Source organism: Proteus sp. MB838 (genome assembly GCF_054767435.1).
This window is the reverse complement of record NZ_BAABMO010000020.1, coordinates 43398-68368: the sequence shown is the minus strand read 5'-3', so window position 1 is coordinate 68368 and position 24971 is coordinate 43398. Positions and strand designations below refer to the sequence as shown.

The 24971-nt window shown below is 41.3% G+C and carries 21 protein-coding genes; 5 read left to right on the top strand and 16 right to left on the bottom strand.

Annotation, left to right across the window (positions count from 1 at the left end):
- Nucleotides 1-208: 208 nt before the first annotated feature.
- Entirely contained in the window at nucleotides 209-1174 is a 966-nt protein-coding gene (locus ACYUCW_RS10500; RefSeq protein ID WP_004249253.1) for a helix-turn-helix domain-containing protein, read from the top strand.
- Between the two features lie 71 nt (nucleotides 1175-1245).
- Here ACYUCW_RS10500 and ACYUCW_RS10495 read toward each other — a convergent pair whose 3' ends face one another.
- The 16 genes from ACYUCW_RS10495 to ACYUCW_RS10420 form a co-directional block, all read right to left on the bottom strand.
- The gene (locus ACYUCW_RS10495) at nucleotides 1246-1530 is read right to left on the bottom strand and encodes a ferredoxin family protein (RefSeq protein WP_004249251.1); all 285 of its coding nucleotides are present in this window, start codon (nucleotides 1528-1530) and stop codon (nucleotides 1246-1248) included.
- Nucleotides 1527-2813 carry an FAD-dependent oxidoreductase gene (locus ACYUCW_RS10490; RefSeq protein WP_004249250.1) on the bottom strand — a complete coding sequence of 429 codons (1287 nt, stop codon included), beginning with the start codon at nucleotides 2811-2813 and terminating at the stop codon, nucleotides 1527-1529. The genes ACYUCW_RS10495 and ACYUCW_RS10490 overlap by 4 nt, the downstream gene beginning before the upstream one ends.
- Nucleotides 2814-2876: 63 nt before the next feature.
- Entirely contained in the window at nucleotides 2877-3818 is a 942-nt protein-coding gene (locus ACYUCW_RS10485) for an FAD-binding protein (protein WP_460408553.1), read from the bottom strand.
- A gap of 11 nt (nucleotides 3819-3829) precedes the next feature.
- Nucleotides 3830-4606: a putative electron transfer flavoprotein FixA gene (gene fixA, locus ACYUCW_RS10480; protein ID WP_004249247.1), complete on the bottom strand. Its 777-nt coding sequence runs from the start codon at nucleotides 4604-4606 to the stop codon at nucleotides 3830-3832.
- A 43-nt stretch (nucleotides 4607-4649) separates the two neighbouring features.
- Nucleotides 4650-5789 carry an acyl-CoA dehydrogenase family protein gene (locus ACYUCW_RS10475; protein ID WP_004249246.1) on the bottom strand — a complete coding sequence of 380 codons (1140 nt, stop codon included), beginning with the start codon at nucleotides 5787-5789 and terminating at the stop codon, nucleotides 4650-4652.
- Between the two features lie 95 nt (nucleotides 5790-5884).
- Nucleotides 5885-7204 carry a GntP family permease gene (locus tag ACYUCW_RS10470; protein ID WP_004249245.1) on the bottom strand — a complete coding sequence of 440 codons (1320 nt, stop codon included), beginning with the start codon at nucleotides 7202-7204 and terminating at the stop codon, nucleotides 5885-5887.
- An 80-nt stretch (nucleotides 7205-7284) separates the two neighbouring features.
- Nucleotides 7285-8418 (bottom strand): 2-hydroxyacyl-CoA dehydratase subunit D, encoded by a 1134-nt coding sequence (locus ACYUCW_RS10465; protein ID WP_004249244.1) that lies wholly within the window; start codon nucleotides 8416-8418, stop codon nucleotides 7285-7287.
- Nucleotides 8418-9659 carry a 2-hydroxyacyl-CoA dehydratase subunit D gene (locus ACYUCW_RS10460; RefSeq protein ID WP_004249243.1) on the bottom strand — a complete coding sequence of 414 codons (1242 nt, stop codon included), beginning with the start codon at nucleotides 9657-9659 and terminating at the stop codon, nucleotides 8418-8420. The genes ACYUCW_RS10465 and ACYUCW_RS10460 overlap by 1 nt, the downstream gene beginning before the upstream one ends.
- Complete coding sequence (locus ACYUCW_RS10455) at nucleotides 9656-10483, bottom strand: acyl-CoA dehydratase activase (RefSeq protein WP_004249241.1); 828 nt, start codon at nucleotides 10481-10483, stop codon at nucleotides 9656-9658. Before ACYUCW_RS10455 ends, ACYUCW_RS10460 begins: the two co-directional genes overlap by 4 nt.
- A 36-nt stretch (nucleotides 10484-10519) precedes the next feature.
- Complete coding sequence (locus ACYUCW_RS10450) at nucleotides 10520-11755, bottom strand: CaiB/BaiF CoA transferase family protein (RefSeq protein WP_004249239.1); 1236 nt, start codon at nucleotides 11753-11755, stop codon at nucleotides 10520-10522.
- A 66-nt stretch (nucleotides 11756-11821) separates the two neighbouring features.
- Nucleotides 11822-13459 (bottom strand): AMP-binding protein, encoded by a 1638-nt coding sequence (locus tag ACYUCW_RS10445; protein WP_004249237.1) that lies wholly within the window; start codon nucleotides 13457-13459, stop codon nucleotides 11822-11824.
- Between the two features lie 456 nt (nucleotides 13460-13915).
- On the bottom strand, nucleotides 13916-15247 hold the full coding sequence (locus ACYUCW_RS10440) for an MFS transporter (RefSeq protein ID WP_004249236.1): 1332 nt from the start codon (nucleotides 15245-15247) through the stop codon (nucleotides 13916-13918).
- A gap of 83 nt (nucleotides 15248-15330) precedes the next feature.
- The gene (gene fixX / locus ACYUCW_RS10435; RefSeq protein ID WP_004245788.1) at nucleotides 15331-15618 is read right to left on the bottom strand and encodes a ferredoxin-like protein FixX; all 288 of its coding nucleotides are present in this window, start codon (nucleotides 15616-15618) and stop codon (nucleotides 15331-15333) included.
- Nucleotides 15615-16907: an FAD-dependent oxidoreductase gene (locus ACYUCW_RS10430; RefSeq protein ID WP_004249235.1), complete on the bottom strand. Its 1293-nt coding sequence runs from the start codon at nucleotides 16905-16907 to the stop codon at nucleotides 15615-15617. Before ACYUCW_RS10430 ends, fixX begins: the two co-directional genes overlap by 4 nt.
- Before the next feature lie 55 nt (nucleotides 16908-16962).
- Entirely contained in the window at nucleotides 16963-17901 is a 939-nt protein-coding gene (locus ACYUCW_RS10425) for an FAD-binding protein (protein ID WP_004249234.1), read from the bottom strand.
- 11 nt (nucleotides 17902-17912) lie between these two features.
- Nucleotides 17913-18686: an electron transfer flavoprotein FixA gene (locus tag ACYUCW_RS10420; protein WP_460408549.1), complete on the bottom strand. Its 774-nt coding sequence runs from the start codon at nucleotides 18684-18686 to the stop codon at nucleotides 17913-17915.
- Nucleotides 18687-19284: 598 nt separating this feature from the next.
- On the opposite strand from ACYUCW_RS10420, the gene caiT reads away from it, so the two are divergent.
- The 4 genes from caiT (at nucleotide 19285) to caiC (ending at nucleotide 24908) form a co-directional block, all read left to right on the top strand.
- The gene (gene caiT, locus ACYUCW_RS10415) at nucleotides 19285-20799 is read left to right on the top strand and encodes an L-carnitine/gamma-butyrobetaine antiporter (RefSeq protein WP_460408548.1); all 1515 of its coding nucleotides are present in this window, start codon (nucleotides 19285-19287) and stop codon (nucleotides 20797-20799) included.
- Between the two features lie 42 nt (nucleotides 20800-20841).
- On the top strand, nucleotides 20842-21984 hold the full coding sequence (gene caiA / locus ACYUCW_RS10410; RefSeq protein WP_004245793.1) for a crotonobetainyl-CoA dehydrogenase: 1143 nt from the start codon (nucleotides 20842-20844) through the stop codon (nucleotides 21982-21984).
- A gap of 69 nt (nucleotides 21985-22053) precedes the next feature.
- A complete protein-coding gene (caiB, locus tag ACYUCW_RS10405; RefSeq protein ID WP_004245794.1) occupies nucleotides 22054-23274 on the top strand; it encodes an L-carnitine CoA-transferase in 1221 nt (406 codons plus the stop codon).
- Nucleotides 23275-23351: 77 nt separating this feature from the next.
- Complete coding sequence (caiC, locus tag ACYUCW_RS10400) at nucleotides 23352-24908, top strand: crotonobetaine/carnitine-CoA ligase (RefSeq protein WP_163748452.1); 1557 nt, start codon at nucleotides 23352-23354, stop codon at nucleotides 24906-24908.
- The last annotated feature ends 63 nt before the right edge of the window (nucleotides 24909-24971 follow it).

Here is a 24971-nt window from a genome sequence, read left to right as displayed (position 1 = left end):
ACCATATAGATTATAATAATTTCCATTTAATAAATTGGAAATAAATAAAAATATATTAGCTTTATTTTATTAACACTCTTGGCAATATAAATATTTTATTTAAAATAAGATTATTATAAAAATTATTCTATTCTTATCTGGTTTAACCTCGTTTTTATACCAGATAAGTAGCAACACAACAAAAATATATCAATAAAGTGGGCGTACTATGAAAAGCATGTTTACGACTCGAGAGCTCCCTGACGTAGATCGGTTTTCCGTATTCAGGGATACCATAAAAGACCGCTTTTTATCGTCTTATGAATGCAATGAAGTCGAATTACCGCCTCATTCTCGATTTTATGCCAACATTGTCGAGCAGAAGGTGGCTGATATTCGCTTTATTCAGCTAGAATCTAACGGTCATTGGGCAAGTAGCCGTCCTTTAAGAAACAAATTGAGTCTAGAAGAGCATTTTCAAATAGAACTCCAACGCTCAGGTACAAGTCATCTGACTCAAGATGGCAGAACGGCCTTTCTACGACAAGGCGATTTCTGTATTTTTGATATGGCAAGACCCGTTTCTTGGTCGTTCGATAACGACTATTCGTTATTTAAGCTTTTGATCCCAAGAGAAAAATTGGCACCACGTTTAGGTAATACACAGAACCTAACAGCAAGAGCAATACGAGGTAATAGTATTACAGGCTCCCTCGTTTATAGCTTTGTGATGCGTTATATCCCTTTCTTAGATTCTATGCCCACTCAACATGCTCAGCAACTAGCTGATATTTTATTGAATTTAATTACGTCAGCTTTCAGTGAATACAGTATTGCAACTCCACCTCAAAGCTTAGGAAGATCAACACTGTTTTATTTTGCTCAACACTATCTTGAGCAACATCTGTCTGATCCAGATCTCAGCGTGAATGAATGTGCAAATGCTTGTGGGATCTCCGTGCGCTATTTACAGATGTTATTTAAAGAACAAAATACATCTGTACTTCGTTGGATCTACCAAAAACGTCTTGAGAATTATAAAACGGCTTTAGTAAATCCTCTTTTAGCAGAGAAAAATATTACACAATTAGCTTATGAATGTGGATTTAGCGATATTTCTAATTTAAGTCGAAAATTTAAATCTGAATTTTTTATGACCCCATCAGAGTATCGGAAAATACATTCATTAAGATAAATAAACTTATTATCTCCCCCTCTAGTTAAATTTTTGGAGGTTATTCTAGAAGGGGGATAAAAGTTATCATATCAGCCGTAACGAAACTCAATCCCTAATGTGCCACACGGATATTCCCATTTTTTTAAAATCGTTTCGCCACATAAAATACGGCAAGTACCACACTCTAAACATCCGGCATAATCAAAAAGATATTGCCCTTTTTCATCTTTCTTATATAAACCAGCAGGGCAGGCTTTCATTAAGATTTCAAATTGAGCCGGATCAATATCATCCTTTAAGACGATATGTGGATTTTCTTCATCCACATTAAATTTATTGACCCCTAATTTAACGTCTACGTTTACCTGACTCATAAAGAACGTACCCCCTTAAATCCATCTTTAATTAAGTTCATCACACCGACTTTCTTAACCTGAGACAGTATTTTCTTACGCACTGGTTTTTCTGGACCATTAATCACGAATAAGTCATGCATGACATTGGCCGCCATTTGCGGATAATCCGTAAAGAATCTTGTATTATCGAGGAAAGAAGGTAAATCTTTGTATAACTTCATATCTTTTATGACGAAACTATCATTTAATAAAGATTGATAGCAACTTAGTTCTTTCTGGCTATAGCTGTTTTGCTCTTTCGCCATTAATACCGCTTTTGCAGCCGCTTCACCTGAAGCAATGGCTAAATCCATTCCTCTTACGGTATAGCCAACGTTAAGGCAAAATCCAGCAGCATCTCCCGCAACTAGTACACCATCTTTGACTAACTCAGACACCATATTCATACCCCCTTCAGGTACCATATGTGCTGAATATTCTAATAATTTTCCGTCTTTGATAAGTGGAGCAACAACCGGATGTTGTTTAAAATCTTCTAATAATTGAGGAACCGTTTTTTCGAATTTGTCGACATTATGTAGTCCCAATACAAGACCTAAAGAAACTGTATTTTTATTGGTATATAAAAATCCACCACCTAAATACCCACCTGAAGGTGCGCCAGCAAAAAGCCAAGCTAAACCTTCATCATTAGTACAACCAAATCGGTCTTCCATTTGTTGTGGTGTAAACTCGAGTAGCTCTTTAACGCCCACAGCTACGGTGTGAGGATCCACCTTTTGTGTCATACCTAATTGCTTTGCTAACAGTGAATTCACACCATCTGCTAAGATCACCACATGAGCTTCAATTTCATCATCACCCGCTTTAACACCACAAACTTTTCCGTCTTTCACTAACACTTCATCAACGCGAACACCGGTGATCACTTGTGCGCCTGCGTCTTCTGCTTTCTCCATTAGCCATTGATCAAAAGAAGAACGTAATACGGTATAAGAGCGAGCGGCTTCCTCTTCTTGTTGAGTATGCTGATAATCTAAAGTGACCCCATCTGTTTCCGTTAGCATGGAAATTTTTTCACGCATTACAAGGCGCTCAACTGGCGCTTCTTGAGCAAAATTGGGAATGATTTTTTCAAGACTGTGCGCGTATAAACGTCCCCCCGTCATATTTTTACTGCCAGCGAAATTACCTCGCTCTACAACTAAAACATCACACCCTGCTTGTGCTAATACATAGGCAGCAGTACCACCAGCAAGTCCACCACCCACAATAATGGCGTCAAAAATATCGTCTGACATACTTTCCTATCCTTTTATTATGTGTGGTCGCTTAGTACATTATCACTAAGCGACCTACGGTGATTAGTCGCCGAGCTTCGCGGTTAATGCAGGTAACACTTTGTAGAGGTCGCCAACAATACCGTAATCTACCATATTGAAAATAGGGGCATTTTTATCTTTGTTGATCCCAACAATGATTTTTGCTCTATCCACACCCACCATATGCTGGATTTGCCCTGAAATACCGACAGCGACATAAACATCTGCACCTAAGGTCACCCCTGAAACACCAATGTAGCGATCGTGTTCCATCCAGCCTTCACCTTCAGCAATTGGACGAGAACAACCCACTTCGCCTTGGAGGGCTTTCGCTAATGCTGACGCTAATGCAATATCATCAGCCTTACCAAAACCGCGTCCGACACCCACAACACAATGCGCTTTACCTAAATCAACAGTACTACCTTGTTTTGGCTTACGTGCTAATACTTTTAATGTATGTGCGGGAGCGATAAAGATACTTTGCACCACTTGTGCATTGGGTGCATCTTTAATGGCTTCCACATCTAATGCACTGCCCACAGTAGCAATAGCATAAGGTGAACGAATTTCTGCTTTCGCATGCGCTAAACCACCGTAGACTTGATGTGTGGCAATCATAGTATTATTTTCAATAGCAAGACTTAAAGCATCGCTGACAACACCAGCTTTTAAAATCACACCAAGACGAGCCGCAATCGCTTTTGCGCGTTTTGATGCAGCAAGTAAAACCAATGCATTTGCCCCCGCTTCTTTAATAATTTCGGCAAAAGAAGCTGCATAATCTTCAGCAATCACACCGTCTTGCGGGGCAAAACAATAAACACAGTCAGCTCCTAAGTTGACACATTCGCGCGTGCTTTCATCATCACCAATAAACAGCACATTAACCTTTTCACCAAGGTCACGAGCAAACGCAATCAGCTTTGCTAAATCATCCGCTTTTTCGGCATAAACAAAGGTAGTAGGTAGTAAACTAGCCATTTTTAATCTCCTTATTGATTAACCGCTTGGCGTAAATGTTCAGCAAAAGTGGCAATATTTTCATCTGAATCACCGTCTAAAATAATCCCAAGGCGATCAGACTGCTCAGGGGCACTCACTTGTGTTTGCACAACCGTCAGAGCAGAAATATCAACACCGATATCGCCTAATCCCAGTTTTTCGACCGGCTTTTTATTCGCCGCTAAAATCGCTTTCATTGAAGGGAGTTTTGGGGTGTTAATGCTTGAAGTGACACACACAATGGCAGGTAATGTCAGTTCAAGTTCTTCTGTGATATTTTCTAAATCACGCTCAACAATAATTTTGTCACCTTCAACAGTGATTTTGTTTACGGCGTTTACACAAGGTAGACCTAAATATTCACCTACCGCTAAACCCGTTTGTTGAGCGTATAAATCGCCAGAACCTTCACCGAAAACCAATAAATCAAAACCCACTTTCTGTGCTGCTTGCGCAATAATATTGGCAGTATCCATTGAATAAAGCGCATGACATGCATCATCCGCCACCAGAGTTAATGCATCAGGACCACGCGATAAAATATCTTTTTTAATTTTCGCGTTTTCAACCATGGCACGTGTTCCTACACTTAATGCAGTGACTGTGCTATCGCCAAGGGTAGAGGCAATTTCTACGGCGGTTTCAATTGCATTCAAGTCATACAAACTAATTTTTAAACCCGCATTATCGGTTGCGAGTGTACGATCAGGCCGTGTTGTGATGTCTTGTTCGTCATGAACAACCTTACAGCAGGCAATAAGTTTCATAATTCACATTCTCCGTTTTGCACAATGCAACAAATTAATCTCATTACGCTAAAATATGCTTAGCGATGACCATACGTTGTACTTCATTTGTGCCTTCAAAAATCTCAGTGAGTTTTGCTTCACGCATTAAACGTTCAACAGGATAGGATTTGGTGTAACCCATACCGCCATGTAATTGGACGGCTTTTTGAGTCACATAAGTGGCAGCTTCTGCGGCATAAAGTTTGGCTTGAGCAGATTCACGCGTGTAAGGAAGACCCGCCATTTTGGCGGCAGCAGCGCGATAAACCAGCATACGGGCGCAATCAACACGCGTTGCCATATCCACTAATACCCATTGAATACCTTGATTAGCTGCAATGGGTTTACCAAATTGAATACGCTCTTTGGTGTAAGCAATCGTGGCATCTAAGGCACTTTGTGCGATCCCTAATGCAAGTGCAGAACAACTTAAACGCCCGCCATCTAAGGTTTCCATTGCGATATTAAAGCCTTTACCTTCTTTACCTAGCATTGCACTAGCAGGAACAACACAATCACTGAAACTCACAGAGCAAGTTTCAGAGCCATTCATCCCCATTTTGTCTTCAGGTAAACCAATGCTAATACCTGGGTTATCACGCTCAACTAAGAATGCCGTGATCCCTTTTACGCCTTTGCTTTTATTTGTCATGGCAAACACGATAAAGAAAGCACCCTGAGGTGCCGCCGTGATCCACAGTTTAGAACCATTGATCACATAGTTATCACCTTGGCGAACGGCTGTTGTCTCTTGAGCCGCTGCATCACAACCCGCACTAGGTTCTGACAAACAGAAACACCCTAATTTTTCACCCGAAACCACCCCCGGCAAAATACGTGCTTTAGTCTCTTCATCAGCATATTTTTGAATAATGGGTCCGGTTAAAGAACATTGTGATCCCATGATCATTGCGTGAGAGGCACTCACTTTTGCCATCTCTTCGGTGGCTAATACATAACTAATAGCATCTGCTTCTGTACCGCCATAAGTTTCATCAATATTGAAACCAAAGAGTCCTAATTCAGCCATAGGTGCAATACTTTCACTTGGAAAGCGGTGCTCTTTATCAATTGCACCTGCAATTGGTTTGATGTCGTTTTCAACGAACTCTCTGACCGTATCGCGGATCAGGACTTGCTCTTCTGTTAGCTGAAAATCCATGTTTATTTTCCTCTGAGAATATTTAGGGTTATCTCTACGGTGTGCGATTTCACGTTTGTCGTCTTATCGCACGCATTAATGGGTTAACGTTATTTCTACATCGTCGCGATAGATGCAGGTAAAAAGGTGTACAGCAGCAACATAAACATCATGGCTAACAGTGGGATAGCGAGGGTTAATGTCCCCACAGGACCGTATCCCTCTTTATGGCTGACACCACAGACGCTAAAGACAGTAATAATCAATCCGTTAAATGGCGGTGTTGTACTCATAGATGCCATTGTGGCGACACGGTGTAATGAACCTTGATCAACCACGGTGGCAGGGAACATCGCAGCAATCATTGGCATGGCGATACTTAACGCCCCAGAGCCTGAACCACTGATAAACACCAGAGCACCGACGGAAATCGCCGTGACGACAAGGGGATTAAGTCCCGATTGCGCAATCGCTTGGAATGATTCTTTGAACGCAGGTAATGTCATGACTAACGCACCAAATCCGACAATCACCGCGGTATTAAAGAGGGAGGTCACCCCTTCCATTGTCCCTGCGGCTAAATTAGGGACGAGTTTTTTCCAATCGAGATAACGCAAGTACACAAGCAAGGCGGCAATAATGGCGCAGAACAGCGCAATAGCCGGATCCCATTTCAGGATATTCAGCACGACAAGCAGAATAAGCATCGGCAGTAATGCAACGAGCACATTAGGTAATTGACGATCTTTTTTACCTTCCTCTGCTTTCGCTGTTTTTTCGTCTTCAACCCAGCCTTCACCTTTTGCTTTTACACGCTTAAATAACCAAGTGAGATAAATAATCACTAAAGTGACTTGAAACAACGCGGTCAACATACCCGGTACTAAACCCGCTGTTGCTGAGGTACCTAAGAATTTCATTGGGATAAGATTTTGGATCTGAGGCGATCCTGGCATTATCATCACAAAGGTACCCGCACCTGCAAAATAGACAGCCGGAATAAGTCTGCGAGGAAGATTCGCTTTGCGGAATAAACTCACCATCATTGAATAAACGGTAAACAGTGCAACAAACACTGAAACACCGCCGTAGGCTAAAATGGCACAAGCCGCAACTAATGAAGGAATAACGGCTCTTTCACCAAATTTACCAATAATAAAAGAGGCAACACTATCAGCCGCGCCACTGATAGCGGTTAATTTGCCAAAAATCGCACCAAGTACGAAAATGAAGAAGAAGCTACCGAAATAACCACCTAATCCGCCGGTATACACTTGCAATAGTGCATCGACAGGATTAAGCATATCTGGTGATACAAGCCATGCGGTCACAGCAAGAAACAGGCTGGTGGTAAAGACAGAAATAAAAATATGTATGCCTTTCATACACATAATCATTAATATCGCAAGCCCGATGATTAAACAAATAATACCCATGATTGCCCCACTTATAGGTGTTAGGGTTCAATTGACCTGCGTAAAGCACACAGGCCTTTTGTGACTATTAATTAACGTTGTTAAGCAGAAAGCACATCTGCAAAAGTTTGCAGCGCCGTTCTTGCCTGCTCATATGTTTTAGTTTGCTGATCAATTTCGATAATGATGGAAGGAATACCTTCTCTATCGAGGAATTTCTTCACAATAGGGGCATCAAATTCTTCAGGATCGCAAAACTTCGTCAGCAAATAGACGACACCATCAGCGCCTGTGTTTTTCACCATATCGGCAATTAAACGACCACGTTTTTTCTCTGGGTCATACAGCAATGAGCACCCTTCTAGCTGGGCCATTTGCTCTGCCATCGCTTCATAAGGTGAGTTATTTTCAGGAATGTCTTGGCGAAACTGACGAGATTCATGCGCGACTTCATCCGCTACAATCGCCATTTTGTTATCAGCCAAAATTTGTAGAATAGAAGGGCTATCGGCAATAATGCCTGTGACAACAATCTTGTGCCCTTTCCAAGGTTCTGGAGACAAGGTTTTGCATTGTGTGACAATAGCTTCAACAGCTTTTGTATGTTCAACGACATCCATAAGATAGCCACTTTTGATCACGGTATTACGACGTTGTGGTGTGACTAAATTTGGATGGAGTGCTGCTATTTGAGAGAATTCACGTAATATAGCACGACGCTGATTAAAAAGACGGATGGCATTTTTCAGTGCATCGTCAGTCACCGTTTGGCCTGAAATTTCCCCTAATTGCAACGCTATTTTCTTATATTGTTCAGTTAAAAATGCAATACCTGCTGGCGTTTTACGGTTCTGTGGATGTACCAATTGAATAAAAGGCACTTGTGGTACACCCGCTTTCCAGTTTTGCCCTAAGCATTTTAAGGTGTCACAAAGAGAAGGAATTAATGCCGCAGACAACTTATTTAATGCCCCATCTAATCCCATCTCAAGAGAAGAAAGCACTAACGCACAATAGAAAGGAGGAAAATATTTCTTTGCTTCTGAGATCTCACGTCCTTCTGCGCCCCAAATACCAAAAGGCACCATACCCGCAGCATAGACGATTTCATTTGGCGTATATTCAGGGAAACAGCCAACAACCTTTTTACCGCTACGAATAAAACCATCTAATTGAGCAACTGGGTTATCCACCACGGCTTGTAACTCATCAAACAATTGCGTTAATGTCTTCATCAGAAGTCTCCCTTTTTCATTTCTGCTTTGTTAGCAGCCATAATTTCAGTCAATGCTTCAACACGGGTGACATACTGCGCTTCAGAGAAAACTCGAGGATCAGCTTGGTCGCCATCAAAAGTCACAGTTGGGATCTTAAGTTCATGACGAATACGGCGCTCAATTTCAGGCATAATGCCACTCCAGAGCTTGCAACTACGATTAACATGAATAATCGCACCATCAACTTTATTCTGACGGCTCACGTTAATACGCATATCAGCAGCACGCTCAACAGAGACACAGTTAGGGACATAAGAGTAAGCACGCATCATCTCGTTACTGTTTTGATAAATCACACCAAATGCAGTGGCGTAAACAGTTGCAGTCACGTTGATACCCTGCTCTTTTAACGGAGTCGATGTGGCTCGTAAGTAAGGCCAGCACGCAATACCTTCAAAGAGAACACGGTATTTTTCTTCACCGCGGTAAGTCGACTTTTTCTCTTTGATATTTTGTTCCATCTCTTCACACAGTTGCTCAAAAGCCAGAGCAGCTTCTAATTTACCGCGAGCACAAACAGCAACAGCCATGTGATTAAAGAGATCAAAACCATTCATTGGAGACGGCTCATATTGGCAATATTCAGCCGCTTTTAACCATGCACGCCCTGTACGTTGCGAAATTTCACAGACTTCTTTAAATTTCTCTTCGGAGAACACTTTGCCTGTAACTTTTTCGAGCTGTTTGATGGCATCATCAAATTGAGCTTGAACGTATTTCACCGTGACATCATCGGTGTCATAGTCATTTTTATAAGGAATATCGATAAGGATCATCGGAATATTCAGCTCATAAGCGATATTTTCATACCACTTGATCATACAGTTACAGATATTGTTACAACACAGTAAGAAGTCTGGCTGTGGCATATCCATCTCTTCACACTGTTTAATATCCATGTAAGAGAGGCTGATACGAGCATAAGCACAGATATCGTTGGAATATCCCATGCTTTCTGCATGCTCACACATTTTTAAACCCGCACCTTTCGCTGCAATTGCAGCGGCTTGGTTTTCAGGGTAAACCACACATAAACCTAATGTTTCAGCAATTTCTTGAGGGAAGTTAGAGGCACACCACCCTATTTTTTCACCGCTGTTTTTTGCATCCCACGCACGTTGATAAGCATCAGCAGCGATTTTTTGCAGTCGTTTTTTCGCAGGAATGTAATCCGGCGCATTCATATCTATATTGCTCATTTTAATGTTCCTATTGTTAACGCATCGTCTTCCAGTTGATGGCGATACGCTTCAAAGGCATAAATGGCTGCACCTATTGCCCCGTTGTATTGTGATAATGGTGAAGTGGCGATAGGGACGTTCAGCTCTTCGCTAACATAACGAACAACTTCAAAATTACTGGCTACACCGCCTGTCATGACAACAGGAGCTTCCACACCGACTCGTTTGGCAAGACCGGCAATACGACTAGCCACTGAGCGATGAATACCATTAATGACGTCGGGTATTGTTTCGTTATTCGCGAGATGGGAGATAACTTCAGATTCAGAGAACACAGTACAGGTTGAGCTAATAGTGACTTTTTTAGTGGACTTAGCGCCCTCTTGAGCGAGATCGGAAATCTTGGTTTCTAATACTCGCGACATCACATCTAAAAAACGTCCTGTACCCGCAGCGCACTTGTCATTCATCACAAAGTTTAATAAACGGCCTGTACCATCCATATGAAGTGCTTTAACGTCTTGGCCACCGATATCAATCACCGTTTTCACACCCGGAAAAAGAAAGTGCGCACCTTTCGCATGGCAGCTAAGTTCACTCACCTCTTTGTTGGCTTCTTTCAGAGAATTACGGCCATATCCGGTTGCACAGATCCAGCTGATCTGACTGAGATCGCCACCAAATTGATGTAATACTTCATTGATTGCTTTTTCAGGCCCAGAGGTTCCAGCTCCTACTGATGCCAACGACTTCGCGACAATAGTGTCACCATTTTTCATGATGATGCATTTTGATGCAGACGATCCGATATCAACGCCCATTGTGAAAATGTCTTGTTGCATGCCTTTGCTCTCCTGAAAATTAAAAAAATCAGTGGATTATTCTTTCCACGTCATCACGTCTTTATTGGCTTCAAGGTTTGCTATCTCTTCAGCGCTATACCCTAATTCAGCTAATACAGACGGTGTGTCTTCGCCTAACAAAGGACCACGACGGTATTCAGGTAAACCACTTTCCAAGAAATCAATCGGTGGACGAACCAAGGCTTTTTCACTGCCATTTTTGTATTTCATGTGGTAGAAGGTGTTAATTGCCCAAGCTTGTTTATCTTCCAACACTTCTTCCCAAGTTTGAGCAATGCTGAATGGGATATCGTTTTTGGTGAAAATATCAGCCCACTCTGACGCTGTTTTTTGCTCGACTTGTTGCCAAATCAGATCATACAGTTCAGGAGATCGATTATTTTTTGCCACTTCTTGTAGACGCGTATAACGAGCATCCTCTGCTAAATCTGGACGACCAATACACGAAATAAAGGTTGGATAATAAGCATCGTAAACAGGCATACAGACTTGAATAAAACGATCGTCTTTCGTTTTATAAGCCAAAATAAATGGGCTGGTAGTTGTACGGCGATCGATAGGATAAGCTTGGCCATAATCTGGATATTGCGCCGCTTGGATCATAATCGCTTGAGTGTAAATAGAGGTATGCAGTAAGTTTGTTGAAACGTACTCACCTTGACCGATGTTTTTAGCACGAATATAAGCGGCTAACACACCTGAAACCAAGCCTAATGCACACTGGTGATCGCCAAGACCGGGGATCACATTCATCGGTACTGTGCCTTTTTGGTACAGAGAACCTAAGATACCACCACGGGCAAAGAATGCAGTATAATCAAAGCCCGGTAAGTCTTTATCTGGACCTTCATCGCCATACCCCGTCACACTGGCGTACACTAATTTTGGAAAACGTTGTTTTAATGTTTCATAATCTAAACCTGCACGCTCTCTTGCGCCGGGACGCCAGTTAGTTAAGAAAATGTCCGCCTTTTCTAATAGTTCAAACAGGATTTTTTTCCCTGCTTCTGTTTTCGTATTTAACACAATCCCACGTTTATTCGCATTTTCTAAATCAAAACTGGTGTTTTCATGTTGATCTAATGGACGGCCTTCTGTTGGTGCTGTATAGCGTAAGTTATCGCCACTTGGAGATTCGATTTTAATTACGTTCGCACCCATATCAGCTAAAATACGCCCCGCTGCAGGTACTGCGATAAAGGTCGCCAATTCAACTACGGTGACACCTTCCAGTGCTTTATGACTTGTCATTTCTTCTCCTAATTATTTTTAGACTTCATACTGCTGTTGTCAGAATGTGGATAAATCCGTTGCCACTTAACCCGCTACCATGTTTTTTTCATCCTTGATTGAAACGCCATAACCCAATTGCAATTTCAGCGCCTGCACATCAATTTTTCCGCAAGGGGTATGAGGAAATTCTGTAAAGAAATGGAGTTCTTTGGGGATTTTGTAGCGAGCTAGTCGCTCTTGTAGAAATTCACGTAATTCACTTTCACCAATGCTGTAGCCTTTTTGCACACAAATAGCGACAATCACTTCTTCACCTAAATCAGCAGAGGGGATCCCAAATGCTTTTGTTGCATCAACACCCACATATTCAGCAATGGCTTCTTCTATTTCACACAGGCTGATATTTTCACCACCGCGTACCACAATCTCTTTTATACGATAGGCATAGTGATAATTTCCTTGTTCATCGATATAGCCAATATCCCCCGTGTGCAACCAACCCTCTTCGTCTAACGCTTCTTTGGTTTTGTCTGGCGCATTGTCATAACCCATCATCACATGAAAGCCACGGGTGCAAATTTCACCTAAAATGCCTACTGGCACAGGTTTACCTGTTTTCAGATTAATAATTTTCATTTCAACAAAAGGTAAAGGCTTACCAATAGAATGACGTTTTATCTCTAAAGCATCATTAGGGAGAGTTTGCGTGCAACACGGTGAGGCTTCTGTTTGACCATAAGAGATAGTGATCCCTTTCATGCCGAGGATAGTTTCAATGTCATCAATTAACGCAGGAGGGAAACTTGCTCCTGCGATAATGCCTTTATCAAGACTCGATAAATCATAGTGAGAAAATTGTTCATGCTTCATTAAACGACTAAAAATGGTCGGTACACCATGCATAATGGTGCAACGATGATGTTGAATGGCTTTTAATACATCTTCAGCGTTGTAATTATCAAGAAGAACAAGTTGGCACCCTGTTGTTAACGCAAAAAAGAGACAAGAAGAGAGTCCAAAGCAGTGGAATAGCGGAACCGCAAGACAAATCACATCATCATGCGTAACACCTAAGCGCTGTGCTGACAGCATGGCATTATTAATAACATTATATTGGCTTAACATGACACCTTTCGGCATTGCTGTACTGCCAGAGGTCATTTGAATAGTTAGTAAATCTTTTACGCTAACTTGTTCAATAGCATGTTGATATGCTTTGTCTGATATTTTTTGGCTAATTTCTTTTAATTGAGATAAAGAGACGCTTTTTTCTGCCTGTTGATTTCCCATGCTAATAAATAATTGAGGTAATGCGTCTTTATTTTTTGATGCTTTTTTAGAAAGATAATTAATAACCTCAATAAAATGATTACTTTTAAAACCATCAGAAAAACAGAGTGCTTTAATTCCAGTTAATCGGCATAAATCTAATAACTCTCTTTTTTTTAAATGAAAGTTAATACAAACAACCGGAATACCAATTTGAGCAGCTGCAAGAAAACAAATTATCCATTCTTTACTATTAGCAGACCAGATACCTAAACGATCGCCTTTTGTTAACCCCATGGATAAAAAGCCACGCGCAACACTCTCGACTTCTTGTTGTAATTGTTGCCAAGACAGTGTTTTTTTACTTTGGTTTTCAATTAAGGCCGTTTGTGACGCATATTGCTTCACTACATTGTTTAGACATTCTTTAACTGTCGTTTCTAATAAGGTCATAAATACCTACTTAACCGCTTCTTTTCTGATGTTTACATCTGTAATGACCTTATTCTGGGTAGGGGAAATAATTCATTCTTGGTAAATAACGAACTGTTTTTCGTCATTTGAATAATCTGAGAGAGATTTGTGATTGAGGTCTATATTTGGTGAGTTAAATATAATTTGTAATTGAAGTATAATTAATAACAATAAGATAAAATTGAAATCAAGGCGTTATAAAGGTGTTATTATTAATAAAAAAAGAGAGCGGTATTTTATTTAAATAAGAAAACAACACCACTCTCTTTTTCAATATAAAAACACACAAATCATTTAAGAATATAAAAAAATCTTATCAATAAACATTAACGTAATCATTAAAATCAAAATAATATAAAAACAATAACAATTAATTTTTATAACATCTAAATAAAAAATTATTTAAAGCACTTAACTTATTTTATTAATGATCAATTAAAGGGATTTTTTACCACGTCGCATAGGCATCTTTGATGTCTGCTTTAACGTTAATCCCTTCGTTTCTGGCGCAAACAGTACTGATACCATCATCCCAAACAGAGAAATAGCCGCACCCACCTGCATTGTGGTATTGATCCCATAAGTGGCAATAAAAGCGGGAAGCGCACAGGTGGAAATAACCGTCCCAATACGGCTTATCGACATAATAACCCCCACCGCCGATGCTCGGATATCGGTTGGAAATAATTCATTCGGATAAAGCCACTGTAAAATGCCAGGTCCTCCCGAGAAAAAAGCGTAGGTAGCAAACGCTAAGATAACGAATAAAATCGGTAAATTCGGGAATATCCCCAGCGTGAATAATGCTAAAGTCATCATCGCAAAACTACCAATTAACAGTGGGCGTCGCCCCGTTTGGTTTAACCAAAACATCGCAGGAATACAACCCAACATAAAAAATAGACTGATCACGACATTGCCTAATGCCGCACTTCTTCCTGTATCCCATCCTAATAAACCGACGATTTGAGGGCCAAAGGTATAAATGGCAAACATCGGGATCACTTGGCAGGTCCAAATTACGGCAACAAAGAGCACAAATGAGAAGTGGCGTTTATTAAATAATTCGATAAAACGGGTCGTTTTAGCATCTTCTGCTTCAAAGACCACAGGCTCGCCAAAGAGTTTGATCATCATTTCATTACACTCTTTAATACGCCCTTGGCGTATTAACCAAAGCGGTGATTCAGGGAGATCAAAGCGACCAATTAGAATAATAACGCAAGGAATAAAAGCACTGCCTAACATCCAACGCCAGCCATCTTGGACATCATATAAAAGATAACCCACTAAATTGGCACATGTCGCACCGATATACCACATAGCAGCAATAAATCCGACGGCAAAGGCACGTTGCTTTTTATTGGAAAATTCGGTGATCATCGAAGTTGCAATAGGATAGTCAGCGCCAATCACAATCCCAATAAGGAAGCGCATCACTAACAACCCTATTGGTGTTGAAACAAACATGGTCGCAATAGAAATCACCGCAATAGCCACAATATCAACGAGGAACATTTTACGGCGCCCTACTTTGTCACAAATATAGCCAAAAAGTGAGGTACCAATAAAAAGCCCTGCTAATGTTGCCGCACCAAGCAAACCAATCCATCGCGTATCAAGCTGTAATATAGGTGTTAATTGTTCGAGCGCCACACCAATAATGACTAATACATAACCATCAAGAAAAGGGCCGCCACTTCCCCATAACATCACTCGACGATGTACTGAGGTAAAACGAATATCATCAAAGTTTCTGGGCTGCATGACTGCGTCCTAGTCTATTTTTTTAACCAAAGAAAGAAAAGCTCCCAGGCCGGAGACAGCGCTGGGAGAAAAGTAGCGATACATCATCCGTAACGATATTCCACGCCAAACGTTCCGCGTGGGTATTCCCATTTTTCAAGCGCACTGTCTAAACCGAGAATTCGACACGTTCCACACTCTAAGCACCCTGCATAATCAAAGCTGACGCTACCATCTTGTTGTTTTTTATAAAGACCCGCAGGACAAGCTTTTACCAGTGTGTCTAATACTTGCATATCAGGTTGCTGTTTAATGATGATATGTGGATTTTCTTCATCGACATTAAATTTATTGATGCCCAATTTGACATCGACATTTACAGGAGAACTCATATTGCTTTTACTCCTTTGATCCCATCTTTTATTAAATTCATCCACCCCACTTTTTTGCTATGACGCATGATGGTTTTACGCATCGGTACAGGGGCATCATCGGTGACAGTAAAGAGATCTTTTGCAATACCAACCACCATGTCAGGATAAGCAGTAAACATACGTGGATTATCTAGTAAATCAGGCATACGTTGATATGCTTTCATATCGCGCAAAGGCCCCTGTGCTAAATGGTCGAGATACTCATTAAGGGTTTGTTTACTAAAATCATTTTTTGCCATTGCTGAAAGCACCGTTTTTGCAGCAGCTTCCCCTGAAGCCATGGCTAAATCCATCCCTCTAATGGTAAAACCTAGATTCATACACATGCCTGCCGCATCTCCTGCTATCAAAACACCATCGCGAACAAGTTCGTGTTGCATTCGCAAACCTGCCTCAGGTACCACATGGGCGCTATATTCCACCATTTTTCCATCAGCAATTAGCGGTGCTACAACGGGGTGTTGTTTAAAATCTTCTAGCATTTGTGGAACCGATTTTTTGGCATCTTTAATATGGTGAAGCCCACAGACAAGCCCCAAAGAAAGCGTCGTTTTATTGGTATATAAAAAACCGCCCCCCATTAACCCATCGGTAGGAGAGCCGGCAAATAACCAAGCCACACCTTCGTTATCTTTTAGGTTAAAACGATCTTTAATGACACTTTCAGGCAGTTCGATGATCTCTTTTACGCCCACGGCAACATTTTCAGCTGCAACTCGTTTAGTCATGCCTAACTGTTCAGCCAAAAGTGAGTTCACACCATCAGCCAAAATCACCGCTTTGGCTTCTAATACATCACCATCTGCTTCTACACCGACAATTTTACCGTCACGCTCAACTAACTTATCAACACGAATGCCCGTGATACACTGGGCGCCTGCATCTTCGGCTTGCGCCATTAGCCATTGATCAAATTCACCACGTAATACAGACCAAGAGGCATGATTAGGGTTATGCGTTTCAGCGTTTTGATAGTCGATAGTCATAGCCCCTGTTTGTGTCATAAATGACAGTTTTTCATGGGTGATCACCCGCTCAACCGGAGCCTGTTGCGCAAATTCAGGAATGATGCGCTCAAGGGTATGGGCATATAGACGGCCACCCGTTACATTTTTTCCGCCGGCGTAGTTCCCTCTTTCTATTAGCAATACCTGCGCACCTTCTCTGGCTAAAACAAGTGCAGCCACAGAGCCCGCTAATCCTGCGCCAACAATAATGGCATCGAAAATATCTTCGGAATCGGACATAACATCTCCAGAACTTGCAAATAAAGCAGAGAAGTTATCTTCTCTGCTGACTAAATCAGTTAGATAGTTGACGGGTAAGTGCAGGCAAAATCTTCATTAAATCACCGACAATGCCATAGTCAGCAAATTGGAAGATAGGTGCATTTTTATCTTTGTTGATCGCCATAATGGTTTGTGATCCATTTGCACCAACCATATGTTGGATTTGCCCTGAAATACCTACCGCCAAATACAGATCTGGCTTAAGCATCAGGTTAGAAATGCCAACATAACGCTCATGCTCCATCCATTTTTCATTTTCAGCCACAGGGCGGGAGCAGGCGATTTCAGCCCCAATCTCTTTTGCTAACTCTTCTGCAATAGCAATATTTTCTTTACTGCCAATACCTCGACCAACACTGACCACAAAACGGGCTTTATCCAGATCGACGGCATTGATTTTTCTTGGCTGAATAGACTGGCAAATAATGCTTTGTGAAGGGGCAATCCATGCTACTTTTTGTGCCGTACCCGTAGCCTGTGTTTCTGATGCAACGTCAAAAGCACCAGTACTTGCGGTAACAACACAATAAGGTGTTGTTAATGTTTCATCACCAAAGGCAAGTCCACCGTAAACCATATGTTTTGCCACTAATGCATCATTTTGGGTACTTAATGATTGCGCATCATTTGATACTACCGCGGCTAAACGGTGACCTAAACGAGCGGCAAATAATTTGCCACGACGCGTATTCGGCAGTAAGACCAAGCCGGCATCGCTATGTGATTTAATGGTTTCAACGATACTTTGTGCATAATCTTCCATAATGCGATCATCAGGTTTACCTTCTAATTGGAAAACCGCTGTCGCCCCTAATTTAAAGGCAGCGATGCTTTGCTCATCATTAAAGGTAAAGACATTGATTGATTGACCTAATGAAGAAGCACCTCCCATTAATTCTGGTAAAGGGGAAAGTACATCACTCAACACCCAAACAGTTGAAAACTGGCTCATAACTCCCCCTATTACTCAATAATTTTTCGTAAATATTCTGCAAATTCAGCAATTTGATCATCGCCATCACCTTCAATAATGATGCGCTGACGTACTTTTTGTTTCGGTGCTAACACGGTTTGCTCTGAACGTGGCGTTATGGGCTCTAAACCAAGATCGGCCACACTCCATTGTTGAACCGGCTTTTTAGCGGCACCTAAAATGGCTTTCATGGATGGAATTTGCGGAGAGTTGATATCGGTAGAAACGGCAATCACCGCAGGTAAGGTGATAGTAAGCGTTTCAATTTCGTTTTCTAATTCGCGTTCAACGGTGATGGAATCAGTTGTAATAGAAACAATTTTATTAACCCCATTAATGGCAGGAATATTCAAGATCTCCCCCACCAGCAAACTCACTTGTTGGGAACTTAGATCTGCCGAGCCATCACCACATAAGATAAGATCGTACCCCTGCTTAGTTGCAGCTGCTGCAAGCACTGTCGCCGTTTGATAAGGAAGAGAAGCTTCCAATTGCTCATCGACCACCACCACGAGATCATCAGCACCACGAGATAACACATCTTTACGTGCTTTAGCGTTAGTCAGCGCGTTACCACCTACGCTCATTGCCGTAATTTGAATACCATCAAGTTGTGTTTTTAACTGATTCGCCGCTTCAATCGCATTTAAATCATATTGGCTAATTTTGTTATTGGCGCGCGAAAAATCGAGTGAACCATCGGCATTATTGACCACAATATCCTGCTCATCGGGAACACTCTTGTAACATGTAATAATCTTCATTACATCTCCTGAAATTAATAAATATGTCATTTACTCTGGCAATGTAATATACAATTAACACAATTAAATGATTAAGAAATTAAATCCAGATCACCAATATTGAAGATTATTAAATAAGAGATGGATAGCGTTCAATATTGCTAAATACATCACCAATATTGAAATTAAATTTAATTAAAGTGATTAACTTTCAATATTGTTATCTGGATCAACAATATTGAACATAATAAGAAATGAGTTATTTAATATTCAATATTGCCACAAAGATCAACAATATTGAAAGAGCGGATATAACACATTTATTACAAACCTAAATATATCCTTATTTATCAATCAATTAAAATGAAAATAAAAGGTTATAAAACGTAACATAAAATCGACAAAAAGAATAGTGTGAAGTGAATAACAGAATGAAACATTAATAATATCCATTATTCTTCTTCATTAATGATTTTATAAATTAGCCAATCGACTTGTTTTTTGATTATGATAAAAACCAATTAATGGAATATATAGGATCTAACTAAAAGAGTTTATTCGAAATTAGGAATTAACACTTATTAAACTTCTGCGCTAAATATATTTGGAAAATTTACCTATGAGCAAAGATAATAAAAAGGCAGGAATAGAACCGAAGGTTTTTTTTCCGCCATTAATCATTGTTGGTATTTTATGCTGGTTAACGGTACGCGATCTTGACGCTTCAAATGAAGTGATCAATGCCGTTTTCAGCTATGTTACCAATGTCTGGGGTTGGGCCTTCGAATGGTATATGGTGATCATGTTCGGGGGCTGGTTCTGGTTGGTTTTTGGACGTTATGCCAAAAAACGCCTGGGCGATGAGAAACCAGAATTTAGTACGGCAAGCTGGATCTTTATGATGTTTGCTTCTTGTACATCAGCGGCTGTACTGTTTTGGGGCTCAATTGAAATATACTACTACATTTCAAGTCCTCCTTTCGGTATGGAAGGTTACTCCGCGCCAGCCAAAGAGATAGGGTTAGCTTACAGCTTATTCCACTGGGGCCCGCTACCTTGGGCAACCTATAGTTTCCTGTCTGTCGCCTTCGCTTACTTCTTTTTTGTACGCAAAATGGAAGTGATCCGCCCAAGTAGCACTTTAACGCCATTAGTGGGTGAAAAACACGTTAATGGTTTATTTGGTACTGTCGTCGACAATTTCTATTTGGTCGCCTTGATCCTAGCAATGGGCACCAGCCTTGGGCTTGCAACGCCTTTGGTAACTGAATGTATTCAATACTTATTTGGTATTCCTCACACTCTACAATTAGATGCCATTATTATCTCTTGCTGGATCTTACTCAACGCTATTTGCGTGGCATTTGGTCTACAAAAAGGGGTAAAAATCGCCAGTGATGTGCGTACTTACCTGAGCTTCTTAATGTTAGGTTGGGTATTTATCGTGGGTGGTGCCAGCTTTATTGTCAATTACTTCACAGATTCTGTGGGTACATTGCTGATGTATATGCCACGTATGTTGTTTTACACCGATCCTATTGGTAAAGGGGGTTTTCCTCAGGCTTGGACTGTCTTCTATTGGGCTTGGTGGGTTATTTACGCCATTCAAATGAGTATCTTCTTAGCGCGTATTTCTAAAGGTCGTACTGTTCGTGAATTATGTTTAGGAATGGTATCAGGTTTAACCGCAGGAACTTGGCTGATTTGGACTATTCTGGGGGGTAACACTTTACAACTGATTGACCAAAATATCCTTAATATTCCGCAACTGATTGATCAATATGGTGTGCCACGCGCCATTATCGAAACATGGGCCGCTTTACCCCTCAGTACAGCAACCATGTGGGGCTTCTTTATTCTCTGCTTTATCGCCACCGTCACTTTAATCAATGCCTGCTCTTACACACTAGCAATGTCAACTTGTCGCTCCATGAAAGAAGGGGCTGAACCACCATTATTGGTACGCATCGGCTGGTCTGTATTAGTCGGTATTATCGGCATTATTTTACTAGCATTAGGCGGCTTAAAACCGATCCAAACCACCATTATTGCCGGAGGATGCCCACTATTTTTCGTCAATATCATGGTCACCTTGTCCTTTATAAAAGATGCCAAAGTGCACTGGAAAGATTGATCTCCCTATACGCAAAAAATGACACATTAAGAGGTTATTAACATGGATTTTAGATTGAATGATGAGCAGGAACTGTTTGTTGACGGTGTCCGCGAATTAATGGCCAGTGAAAACTGGGAAGCTTATTTCGCACAGTGTGATCGCGAAAGTAAATACCCAGAGCGTTTTGTTAAGGCCTTAGCGGATATGGAAATTGACAATCTGCTTATCCCTGAAGAGCACGGTGGCTTAAATGCCGGATTTGTTACTGTTGCCGCAATTTGGATGGAATTAGGTCGTTTAGGTGCGCCAACCTATGTGCTCTATCAATTACCGGGGGGATTTAACACCGTATTGCGTGAAGGGACTCAAGAACAAATCGACAAAATCATGGCGTTTCGTGGTACAGGCAAACAGATGTGGAACTCAGCGATCACTGAACCGGGGGCCGGTTCTGATGTGGGCAGCTTACAAACCACTTATACCCGTAAAAATGGCAAAGTTTACCTCAACGGTAGCAAATGCTTTATCACCAGTAGTGCTTATACCCCTTATATCGTCGTGATGAGTCGTGATGCGGCTTCCCCTGATAAACCCATCTTTACCGAATGGTTTGTCGATATGAGTAAACCCGGCATTAAAGTCACTAAGCTAGAAAAACTGGGTTTACGTATGGATAGCTGCTGTGAAATCACCTTCGACAACGTTGAACTTGAAGAAAAAGATATGTTTGGTCGCGAAGGTAACGGCTTTAACCGTGTGAAAGAAGAGTTTGATCATGAGCGTTTCTTAGTGGCACTGACTAACTATGGTACCGCCATGTGTGCGTTTGAAGATGCGGCGCGCTACGCCAACCAACGGGTTCAATTTGGTGAGACTATCGGTCGTTTCCAACTTATTCAAGAAAAATTCGCCCATATGGCGATCAAACTCAATTCAATGCGCAACATGTTATATGAAACTGCATGGAAAAGTGACAATGGCTTAATTACCTCCGGTGATGCTGCAATGTGTAAATACTTCTGTGCGAATGCAGCCTTTGAAGTGGTTGATAGTGCGATGCAAGTGCTGGGTGGTGTGGGGATCGCAGGTGAACACCGTATTGCACGTTTTTGGCGTGATCTACGCGTTGACCGTGTATCTGGTGGCTCTGATGAAATGCAGATCCTGACATTAGGACGCGCTGTACTGAAACAGTATCGTTAATTAATCGCAGAGCACTCTCTTAACATCAAGTGAGGGAGTGTTCAAACAGTCCACTGACGAGGTGACATTATGACAGAACATTTACCCATGCCACAATTTGGGCCACTAGCTGGAGTTCGTGTGGTGTTTTCAGGTATTGAGATTGCCGGGCCATTTGCAGGACAGATGTTTGCAGAGTGGGGGGCGGAGGTCATTTGGATTGAAAACGTTGCATGGGCGGATACCATTCGTGTTCAACCCCATTATCCACAGCTTTCCCGTCGCAATCTACATGCTTTATCGTTAAATATTTTCAAAGACGAAGGCCGTGATGCTTTCCTAAAATTAATGGAAACCACGGATATTTTTATCGAAGCCAGCAAAGGTCCTGCCTTTGCCCGTCGCGGTATTACCGATGAGGTTTTATGGGAGCATAACCCTAAATTGGTTATCGCGCACTTATCCGGCTTTGGTCAATATGGCGATCCGCAATATACCAACCTTCCAGCCTACAACACTATTGCTCAAGCATTTAGTGGCTATCTCATTCAAAACGGCGATAAAGACCAACCTATGCCCGCTTTTCCTTATACCGCCGACTATTTCTCTGGTATGACGGCAACCACCTCAGCATTAGCGGCACTGTACAAAGTGCAACAAACAGGCAAAGGGGAAAGTATTGATATTGCAATGTATGAAGTGATGTTGCGAATGGGGCAATACTTCATGATGGACTATTTTAATGGCGGAGAAATCTGTCCACGAATGACCAAAGGCAAAGATCCATACTATGCCGGCTGTGGCTTATACCGTTGCCAAGATGGTTATATCGTGATGGAAGTGGTCGGCATCACTCAAATTGAAGAAATTTTTAAAGATATTGGTCTTGCTCATCTATTAGGTACTCCTGAAGTCCCCAAAGGGACACAACTGATCCACCGTATTAATTGCCCTCATGGTCAACTCTTTGAAGATAAATTAGATGAATGGCTAGCCAACCAGCCGATTACCGCCGTACTAAAACGCCTATCTGAACTCAATATTGCCAGTGCAAAAGTGTTAACCATTCCTGAATTAGAAGGCAATCCACAATACGTGGCTCGAGAGTCAATTACTCAATGGAAAACGATGAGTGGTGAAACCTGTAAGGGACCAAATATCATGCCGAAATTCAAAAATAATCCAGGAAAAATCTGGCGTGGTATGCCTGCTCACGGCATGGATACCAATGCGATTTTGAAAAATATCGGTTATAGCGACGAACAAATTAGGGAGCTAGTCGATAAAGGGCTAGCTAAAATCGTAGAGTAAATACCGTTAGACTCAGGTACAAGTGGCACTATCCCACAATACCTGAGCTTACGGCAAAAGCATGGGATAACAGTTTAATGGATGTGATTGGCAGACAACACTTACGGCAAATGTGGGATGATTTAGCTGAAGTTTATGATAAAAAAACAGCGCTAATTTTTGAATCTGCACAAGGGAAAGTCAGACAATTTAGTTACAGTGAATTAAATGAAGAGATCAACAGAGCCGCAAATCTTTTTCATGCCTGTGGTATAAAAAAAGGCGACCATGTTGCCTTACATCTTGATAACTGCCCAGAATTTTTCTTTTGCTGGTTTGGACTGGCAAAAATTGGCGCTATTATGGTGCCCATTAATGCCCGCTTTATGTATGAAGAGAGTGCTTGGATCATTAACCATTGCCAAGCACACTTTGTGGTAACAAGTGATAATTTCTCTCCAATTTACCAACCGATGTTGCACGATAAGCACTCTCCTTTAACGCAACTGTTTTTAATAACAGAAAACGGTCTCCCTACTGAACAAGGGGTTGTTGATTTTTTAAGTGAAAAAGCCAAGCATCCCGTTACGCTTAATCATCACACCCCATTAAGTGTGGATGACACGGCTGAAATCCTTTTTACCTCAGGAACTACTTCACAACCCAAAGGAGTAGTTATTACGCATTATAATTTACGTTTTGCTGGCTACTACTCCTCATGGCAGAACGCCTTACGGGAAGATGATATCTATCTTACCGTCATGCCTGCTTTTCATATCGATTGCCAGTGTACCGCATCACTTCCTGCTTTTTCTGTCGGTGCCACATTTGTACTACTAGAAAAATACAGTGCAAGAGCCTTCTGGAAGCAAATCCTCAAATACCAAGCAACGGTAACAGAATGCATACCCATGATGATGCGCACCTTAATGGCACAACCAATCTCACCAGATGAAAAGCAACATAAACTGCGCGAAGTGATGTTTTACCTCAATCTTGCAGATGAAGAGAAAGATGCCTTTATTGAACGCTTTAATGTGCGATTACTCACCTCTTACGGCATGACAGAAACCATTGTTGGCTTAATCGGTGACAGACCTGGCGATAAACGCCGCTGGCCATCTATTGGTAGACCGGGATTTTGTTATCAAGCGCAAATTCGCGACAAACAAAATCAGCAAGTTCCTAACGGTGTAGTCGGTGAGATCTGCGTCAAAGGTGAAGCGGGAAAAACCTTATTTAAAGAGTATTACAATCGCCCCGATGCAACAGAAAAAGCGCTAGAGCCTGATGGTTGGTTACACACAGGTGACTATGGTTATCGAGATGACGAAGGCTTTTTCTATTTTGTTGATCGCAGTTGCAACATGATCAAACGCGGTGGTGAAAACGTCTCTTGCATTGAAATTGAAAATATCATCGCATCACATCCTAAAATCCAAGATGTAGCAGTAATTGGTGTACCTGATGATATTCGCGATGAAGCCATTAAAGCTTTTGTGGTACTGGTTGACGGTGAAACGTTAAGTGAAGAAGCCTTTTTCGCCTTTTGTGAACAGAATATGGCGAAATTTAAAGTGCCTTCCGCCGTTGAGTTTAAACAGGGGTTACCACGTAATTGCTCAGGCAAAGTGATCAAAAAGCATTTGAAATAAGCCATAAGTGGGTTTTCGTGACAGTTAATTATAACTGCTTATTTTTATTGAAAAAGGAATATG

Coding starts and splice junctions, on each gene's coding strand:
- ACYUCW_RS10500 (WP_004249253.1), top strand. CDS start 209: ATGAAAAGCATGTTTACGACTCGAGAGCTCCCTGACGTAGATCGGTTT.
- ACYUCW_RS10495 (WP_004249251.1), bottom strand. CDS start 1,530: ATGAGTCAGGTAAACGTAGACGTTAAATTAGGGGTCAATAAATTTAAT.
- ACYUCW_RS10490 (WP_004249250.1), bottom strand. CDS start 2,813: ATGTCAGACGATATTTTTGACGCCATTATTGTGGGTGGTGGACTTGCT.
- ACYUCW_RS10485 (WP_460408553.1), bottom strand. CDS start 3,818: ATGGCTAGTTTACTACCTACTACCTTTGTTTATGCCGAAAAAGCGGAT.
- fixA (WP_004249247.1), bottom strand. CDS start 4,606: ATGAAACTTATTGCCTGCTGTAAGGTTGTTCATGACGAACAAGACATC.
- ACYUCW_RS10475 (WP_004249246.1), bottom strand. CDS start 5,789: ATGGATTTTCAGCTAACAGAAGAGCAAGTCCTGATCCGCGATACGGTC.
- ACYUCW_RS10470 (WP_004249245.1), bottom strand. CDS start 7,204: ATGGGTATTATTTGTTTAATCATCGGGCTTGCGATATTAATGATTATG.
- ACYUCW_RS10465 (WP_004249244.1), bottom strand. CDS start 8,418: ATGAAGACATTAACGCAATTGTTTGATGAGTTACAAGCCGTGGTGGAT.
- ACYUCW_RS10460 (WP_004249243.1), bottom strand. CDS start 9,659: ATGAGCAATATAGATATGAATGCGCCGGATTACATTCCTGCGAAAAAA.
- ACYUCW_RS10455 (WP_004249241.1), bottom strand. CDS start 10,483: ATGCAACAAGACATTTTCACAATGGGCGTTGATATCGGATCGTCTGCA.
- ACYUCW_RS10450 (WP_004249239.1), bottom strand. CDS start 11,755: ATGACAAGTCATAAAGCACTGGAAGGTGTCACCGTAGTTGAATTGGCG.
- ACYUCW_RS10445 (WP_004249237.1), bottom strand. CDS start 13,459: ATGACCTTATTAGAAACGACAGTTAAAGAATGTCTAAACAATGTAGTG.
- ACYUCW_RS10440 (WP_004249236.1), bottom strand. CDS start 15,247: ATGCAGCCCAGAAACTTTGATGATATTCGTTTTACCTCAGTACATCGT.
- fixX (WP_004245788.1), bottom strand. CDS start 15,618: ATGAGTTCTCCTGTAAATGTCGATGTCAAATTGGGCATCAATAAATTT.
- ACYUCW_RS10430 (WP_004249235.1), bottom strand. CDS start 16,907: ATGTCCGATTCCGAAGATATTTTCGATGCCATTATTGTTGGCGCAGGA.
- ACYUCW_RS10425 (WP_004249234.1), bottom strand. CDS start 17,901: ATGAGCCAGTTTTCAACTGTTTGGGTGTTGAGTGATGTACTTTCCCCT.
- ACYUCW_RS10420 (WP_460408549.1), bottom strand. CDS start 18,686: ATGAAGATTATTACATGTTACAAGAGTGTTCCCGATGAGCAGGATATT.
- caiT (WP_460408548.1), top strand. CDS start 19,285: ATGAGCAAAGATAATAAAAAGGCAGGAATAGAACCGAAGGTTTTTTTT.
- caiA (WP_004245793.1), top strand. CDS start 20,842: ATGGATTTTAGATTGAATGATGAGCAGGAACTGTTTGTTGACGGTGTC.
- caiB (WP_004245794.1), top strand. CDS start 22,054: ATGACAGAACATTTACCCATGCCACAATTTGGGCCACTAGCTGGAGTT.
- caiC (WP_163748452.1), top strand. CDS start 23,352: ATGGATGTGATTGGCAGACAACACTTACGGCAAATGTGGGATGATTTA.